The organism is Pseudomonas sp. FW305-3-2-15-E-TSA4 (assembly GCF_058787295.1).
This window is the reverse complement of the sequence record NZ_JBYSZP010000044.1, coordinates 1-752: the sequence shown is the minus strand read 5'-3', so window position 1 is coordinate 752 and position 752 is coordinate 1. Positions and strand designations below refer to the sequence as shown.

At 47.9% G+C, this 752-nt stretch carries 2 tRNA genes and 1 rRNA gene; all 3 read left to right on the top strand.

Annotation, left to right across the window (positions count from 1 at the left end):
- Positions 1-107: 107 nt before the first annotated feature.
- Positions 108-184: transfer RNA gene (locus tag AC3WMV_RS28325), tRNA-Ile, on the top strand.
- Positions 185-213: 29 nt separating this feature from the next.
- Positions 214-289 (top strand) — tRNA-Ala (locus tag AC3WMV_RS28320).
- A gap of 247 nt (positions 290-536) precedes the next feature.
- A 23S ribosomal RNA gene (locus tag AC3WMV_RS28315) occupies positions 537-752 on the top strand; the annotation flags it as partial.

The window sequence follows — 752 nt, the reverse complement described above, 5'->3', positions numbered from 1 at the left end:
GAACCTGCGGCTGGATCACCTCCTTAATCGACGACATCAGCTGCTCCATAAGTTCCCACACGAATTGCTTGATTCATTGAAGAAGACGATAGAAGCAGCCCGAAATTGGGTCTGTAGCTCAGTTGGTTAGAGCGCACCCCTGATAAGGGTGAGGTCGGCAGTTCGAATCTGCCCAGACCCACCAATTTTTGTGTGGGAAACCTGTAGAAATACGGGGCCATAGCTCAGCTGGGAGAGCGCCTGCCTTGCACGCAGGAGGTCAGCGGTTCGATCCCGCTTGGCTCCACCACCACTGCTTCTGAAGTTTGAAAGCTTAGAAATGAGCATTCCATCGTTGTGATGGTGAATGCTGATTTCTAGTCTTTTGATTAGATCGTTCTTTAAAAATTTGGGTATGTGATAGAAAGATAGACTGAACGTTACTTTCACTGGTAACGGATCAGGCTAAGGTAAAATTTGTGAGTGACTCTTAAGAGTTTTGCGAATTTTCGGCGAATGTCGTCTTCACAGTATAACCAGATTGCTTGGGGTTATATGGTCAAGTGAAGAAGCGCATACGGTGGATGCCTTGGCAGTCAGAGGCGATGAAAGACGTGGTAGCCTGCGAAAAGCTTCGGGGAGTCGGCAAACAGACTTTGATCCGGAGATGTCTGAATGGGGGAACCCAGCCATCATAAGATGGTTATCTTGTACTGAATACATAGGTGCAAGAGGCGAACCAGGGGAACTGAAACATCTAAGTACCCTGAGGA